Source organism: Methylobacterium sp. J-026 (assembly GCF_022829585.1).
Classification (GTDB): Bacteria; Pseudomonadota; Alphaproteobacteria; order Rhizobiales; family Beijerinckiaceae; genus Methylobacterium.
This window is the reverse complement of the sequence record NZ_JAKSYC010000121.1, coordinates 1-5,218: the sequence shown is the minus strand read 5'-3', so window position 1 is coordinate 5,218 and position 5,218 is coordinate 1. Positions and strand designations below refer to the sequence as shown.

The 5,218-nt window shown below is 65.4% G+C and carries 6 protein-coding genes; 2 read left to right on the top strand and 4 right to left on the bottom strand.

The window, feature by feature from the left end:
- Positions 1-286 precede the first annotated feature (286 nt).
- Positions 287-976: an MBL fold metallo-hydrolase gene (locus tag MKK69_RS12250; RefSeq protein WP_243968148.1), complete on the bottom strand. Its 690-nt coding sequence runs from the start codon at positions 974-976 to the stop codon at positions 287-289.
- 378 nt (positions 977-1,354) lie between these two features.
- Between MKK69_RS12250 and MKK69_RS12245 the strand changes: the two genes are divergently transcribed.
- Positions 1,355-1,825 carry a regulator gene (locus MKK69_RS12245; RefSeq protein WP_243968147.1) on the top strand — a complete coding sequence of 157 codons (471 nt, stop codon included), beginning with the start codon at positions 1,355-1,357 and terminating at the stop codon, positions 1,823-1,825.
- A 127-nt stretch (positions 1,826-1,952) separates the two neighbouring features.
- Here MKK69_RS12245 and MKK69_RS12240 read toward each other — a convergent pair whose 3' ends face one another.
- Positions 1,953-2,480 carry a response regulator gene (locus tag MKK69_RS12240; protein ID WP_313900849.1) on the bottom strand — a complete coding sequence of 176 codons (528 nt, stop codon included), beginning with the start codon at positions 2,478-2,480 and terminating at the stop codon, positions 1,953-1,955.
- A gap of 78 nt (positions 2,481-2,558) precedes the next feature.
- Here MKK69_RS12240 and MKK69_RS12235 point away from each other — a divergent pair, with 78 nt between their 5' ends.
- Positions 2,559-3,560: a catalase family protein gene (locus MKK69_RS12235; protein ID WP_243968146.1), complete on the top strand. Its 1,002-nt coding sequence runs from the start codon at positions 2,559-2,561 to the stop codon at positions 3,558-3,560.
- A gap of 9 nt (positions 3,561-3,569) precedes the next feature.
- Here the strand turns inward: MKK69_RS12235 and MKK69_RS12230 are convergent, their stop codons facing one another.
- Positions 3,570-3,809 carry a hypothetical protein gene (locus MKK69_RS12230; RefSeq protein ID WP_243968145.1) on the bottom strand — a complete coding sequence of 80 codons (240 nt, stop codon included), beginning with the start codon at positions 3,807-3,809 and terminating at the stop codon, positions 3,570-3,572.
- Positions 3,810-3,926: 117 nt separating this feature from the next.
- Positions 3,927-5,057, bottom strand: a complete 1,131-nt coding sequence (locus MKK69_RS12225) for a carboxylate-amine ligase (protein ID WP_243968144.1) — start codon at positions 5,055-5,057, stop codon at positions 3,927-3,929.
- Between the last annotated feature and the right edge of the window lie 161 nt (positions 5,058-5,218).

Below are 5,218 nucleotides of genomic sequence, written 5' to 3'. Positions count from 1 at the left end.
TTGGCGCCAAGCTTGCGGCCGGCGTTCCAGGCCGGTCGCCCTTTCGTGGCTGGATCGTGTGCAGAGTGTCCCATCGTCTGTCTCCTTGCCGGCCCACGCCGACAAGGCGAGGAGACACCCGAACCGAGGCTCTGGAGACGGAAGGCAGATGCGGACGTTCCGCTGGCGACCCAACTCAGCCGTCCGGACCGCCGGGAGCGCTTCTCCTAGGCAGCCATTCGTCAGCCTTCCTGCAACTTTGGCTCGGCGTGGTTTGCGTACCTTCAATCAGGACGGGTTTTCAGTCTCAGCGTCGTACCGTAGCGCGTTCGAGCCGAGCGGGAGTGTCCCTCGTGATGGCACTCCCATGTCCGAAGCACACCGCCTGTGGGGCAAGGGCGGCAAGCTTGCGCTGGCTCCGCCGTCCCTCTTCCTCATTTTCGAAGCCAACAGGATCGCCCAGGCCTAAATTGTTCATGAACACGTCGCCCGCGATGAGCAGCCGTTGGCCCTGCCACAGGAACCCGACCTGACCCGCACAATGGCCGGGTAGATGAACCGCTCGCAGGCCACCCGCGAGCGGCAGCGTCTCACCGTCTGCAATGCGCTGATCGATGCGGAATGGCTCCATGCGCTCGTCTGGCTTCCAGACGAGGCGATACAGGAGGCTCGGCAACAAGCCGCGTCCCGGCGTCATCGGTCGGAACGGGCCGCCACTCTCAGCCAAGGGCACATCGTCCGCGTGCATGTAGGTTCGCGCTCCCGTCGCCCGCACAAGTGCGGCGGCGCTCCCGATGTGATCGGGATGCCCGTGCGTAAAGACGAGGTGTTGGAGGTCGCTCGGCTTGCGCCCGAGCTTGCTAATCGCAGCTAGCACGGTGTCCGTCTTGCCGGGGAAGCCCGCGTCTATGAGAACGAGGTCCGGTCCGGCATCGAGCAACACGGCGTTGGAATTGCCCATCGGCACGAGGTAGGCACCGTCGATGATCTTCTTCAAGGTTGCGACCTGATCCGCTTTCGACGGCTTTCTCGTAGCCTGGGCGCGATGGTCCGAGAAGGGTCGTGGCGGCCCCCCCGGCTACTTCCGCTTCGATGTATCCGCCGTCCAGAAGCGGATGAGCGGAAAACCACCCAACCCGGGCGTTGGCCTCTACCTCAACAGCCAGGAATCGGACCTTCCGAAGGTCGCCAAAGGGGCGACACCGGACCCGGAGCATGGGTCCCATCCGACGGATTGCGGCGACTAGCTCGCGCGGGTCGCGAACGCCGCATCGATTGATCGTGGCGGAAGTTGCCCCAATCCCAGATCATCCGATGCGGCGGAAAGCCGTGCGCCCGCCAGGAGCGGCCGGATGGGGGAGCAGGAGGAAACGGAATGCCCAACCACATGTTCGACGAGAGCAACATCACCTGGCGGACGCTCGACTGGCTGCCGCACATCGCCTTCTTCGTCTACAAGGTCGACGAGGAGAACCGCATCGTTGACGTCGTGTTCAAGTTCGCCGCGAACCAGAAGGTGATGCTGCACCGGCACAAGAGCCCCTACGTGACGCTCGTGATGCAGGGCGAGCTTCGGTTCTACCGGGAGGATGGGACCCACAAGGAGACCCGTCCGACGGGCAGCTACGTCTCGGGGGTGGCGAACGGCGACCCGCACATGGAGGGCGGCGGCGGCGAGGACGCCATCGTGTTCTTCAGCAACCGCAACATCGAGGACGCGCTCTACGAGTTCCTCGACGACGCGGGGAATCCCGTCCAGGTCCTTGGCATCGCGGACTTCAAGGCGCAGCTCGACGAGCAGATCGCGACGGGCACCTTCGCGAAAGTCACCGCAAGGGCGGCGTAGCCTCCGCGGTCACCGGGGTAGCGTGAGGCCATCCCGGTGACCGCAGTGGTCCATGGGCCGGAGGTCTCGGAACGAACCTTGGCTCAATCCAGAGGCGTTCGCCGGGCGCCTTGTCCGATCTCGGCGGTTACGTTTTCAAGAGCTCCGGGTGCTTCTCGTCCGGCAGGGTCTTGCGAACATGGTGCCGTACGATCTCGGCGCTGAACGGTTTGCCGATGAACGTCGCTCTTTCCAGTAGGTCGCCGGGCCCAGGCTTGGCGTTGCCGGACGCGACTACCACGGCACTGTGGGGCCATCGCTCGGCGGTCTGCCGGGCCAACTCGAAACCGTCGCCATGCCCCGGCATATGCACGTCGGTGAAGAGCAACTGCACCGCCTCGTGGTGACGTTCGAGCACCGCCAAGGCCTGAGCGACGTTCATCGCCTCCAGCACTTGGAACCCTGCATCCTCCAGGATGCTCGTCGCATCCATCAGGATCAGGGCATCGTCGTCGACAACGAGGGCATGGGGCGCGTCGCCCTGGGCGGCTTGGGTCACGAAGCAGGAATGGGCAACGGTCGAGAAGGTTGCCCGCCGACGAATTTGTGATGGCCGCAGTCGCGCCGGTGCGGCAACTCCGTTGAGATGCCTACGTTGGAAATGATGGCTCAGCATCCTCCACTCCGGTTCGATCCTTCGTTCGAAACCATCCCCGAGGATGAGGGTGAGACGCAGCGGGGCCTGACGGAGGCCATGCTGGGCATCCAGCGGAAGACGCACACGGACACCGGCTACGCCCATCGCGCGGTCCATGCCAAGGCGCATGGCTACCTCCGGGCACGGTTCGAGGTGCTCGCCGGCTTGCCTCCGGCGCTGGCCCAGGGGCTGTTCGCCTCACCCGCCAGCTACGACGCCATCCTCCGGTTCAGCACCACGCCTGGTGACGTGCTTCATGACGGCGTCTCCACGCCGCGCGGTGCCGCCCTGAAGATCCTGGGGGTAAACGGGCCCCGACTCCCCGGCAGCGAGGATGAAACCACCCAGAACTACGTGCTCGGCAACTCTCCGTCGTTCCAAATCGGCACCGCCAAGGGGTTCCTCCGTCAGCTGAAGCTCCTGGCCGCCACGACGGGCCGTGCGGAACCGGTCAAGCAAGTCATATCCGCGGTGACGCGTACCGCCGAGGCCGCACTCGAAATGGTCGGGGGCAAGTCCGCTAGCCTGACCACCCTGGCCGGCCAGGCGAAGACCCACCTCCTCGGCGACAGCTTCTTCTCCCAGGCCGCGCTGCTCCACGGCGACTACTTCGCCAAGGTAGCCCTTTCCCCGGTCTCTTCGGAGCTCATCGCCCTGTCGGAGAAGTCTATCGACACGTCCGGCCACCCCGATGCGATCCGTGAGTCTGTACGGGAGCACTTCCGAACGTGTCCGGCGGTCTGGGAGCTGCGGGTTCAGTTGGCGACGGACATCGAGGCGATGCCGGTGGAGGACGCGGCCGCGATGTGGTCCGAGGACGAGAGCCCCTACGTCCCCATCGCCCGCATCACCGCCGTTCCGCAGGACACCTGGTCGGACGGCATGCGGGAATGGGTCGAGGACAGGATGGCGTTCAATCCATGGACGGGTCTGGCCGCGCATCGACCGCTCGGATCGATCATGCGCGCCCGCCGCCCAGCCTACGCCGCTGCCCGAGAGTACCGGTCACGGGGCAACGGAGCCGAGATCCACGAGCCCACGAAGCTACCCCAAGCCTAGTGGACGGCATCACCCCTTGTCGAGCCGCCGATGGTTCGCCCGCACCTTCCGCCGATAATCGCGCACGACCTTTTGTGGCGTCCCGCCCAGGGCGATGGTCGCGGCCGCCTCGCTGGCGGCCTTGACCTTCGCGGTCACCATCAGGCGCGCTTCCTTGTCCGCCTTCGGGCCGCCGAGCATGAACATCGCCGTGCGCTGGCCGATGACCATCTGCGCCTCGACGCCGAGCATCGCGAGGTCGATGCCCATGGTGAGCCACGATGCGGGCTTGGCCCGTGAACTCCGACGTGCGCGCATGGTGTGGTCCTCAAACCCTGAAAACCTGGACGGCCAACGCGCGTCACGCCGCATGCTTCCGTATGACGGTCAGCCCACGCTCGTTTCCTGGGCCAGCCAGTCCACGACTGCACGAAGGGCAGCGCTCTCCCCCGCGCCGGCGTCGATGACGGTCTCGTAAGCAGCTAGTTGACCTGCAGCGCTCGATCCGTTGCGGGCGATGATTTTGGCGTGCGCGACCTGGGCAGCGCATCCGAGCGCCGCCGCATCGTCGGCGATCAGGTCGAGAAGCGCGTCAACGGCCTCCTGGACCGGTACGACGCGCTCGGCGGTCTCGTCGATCAGAGAGGCTCCAGTGCCATCGCGTTCGGCCCGCCACAGGTTCTCCATCACGAATCCGCGTGACGCGCCTGTCAGGCCGTCATGAATGTCCGGCCGGCGGTCCAGCAAGCGAACGAGGCAACGATAGATCTGGGCGACGGTGAGGGTGTCTTCGAGGCGCGTGCAGCTGTCGGCGACGCGAAGCTCAAGGGTCGGGTACCGGACCGAAGGGCGGATGTGCCACCAGAAGTAGGTCGGGTCTGGCACAGCGCCCGCAGCCGTCATGACCTTCACGTAGCGGTCGTAGTCGTCGGCGTTGTCGAACAAGTCGGGCAGGCCGGTCCGTGGCAGCTCGGCATAGGCGCGAAGCCGATAGCCGTGCAGACCCGTCTGGCGACGGTCGTAGAACGGCGAGGATGTCGAGAGGGCAAGCAACAGGGGGAGGAACGGATAGATACGCCGCATGATGTCGATCCTCGCCTCGGGTTGCGGCACCTCGACGTGAACGTGCATGCCGGCGACCACGGAGCGGCGTCCGGTGATCTGCAGGTCGTCCATCATGCCGCGGTAGCGCGGCTTGTCGGTCTCCTTCTGGACGGACCAGACCGCGGTCGGGTGGGTGCCGGCAGCGAACAGCTTGAGCCCGTGCTTGCGTGCGGTGCCTTGAAGCTGATCACGAAGGTTGCCGAGCGCAGTCTGCGCTTCCTCGACGCTCGCGGTTGGTGCAGAGCAGATCTCGACCTCGTTCTCTAGAAGCTCACGCTCGACCGAGCCCAAGCGTTTGGCATCGTCGTGGAACCCCTGGATCGAGCTACGCGGAGCACCCCGGGAGCGTGCGCTCGCCAGAAAGAACTCTTCCTCGATCCCGAATTTGAAGTCGTGCCCTGAGCGTTGCGCCATTTCGTGCTCCCATTCAGCAGGACGACGTTTGGCACTCTCGAACGGCAGTCCCGGAGAGCCACCTCAGGATATCGGACTATGGATCGATAAGGCATTTACCGGGCCGCGTCGGGGGATACAGCCCTGGGCTCGTCGCCGAGAGGCAGACGTTCCGAGTACGA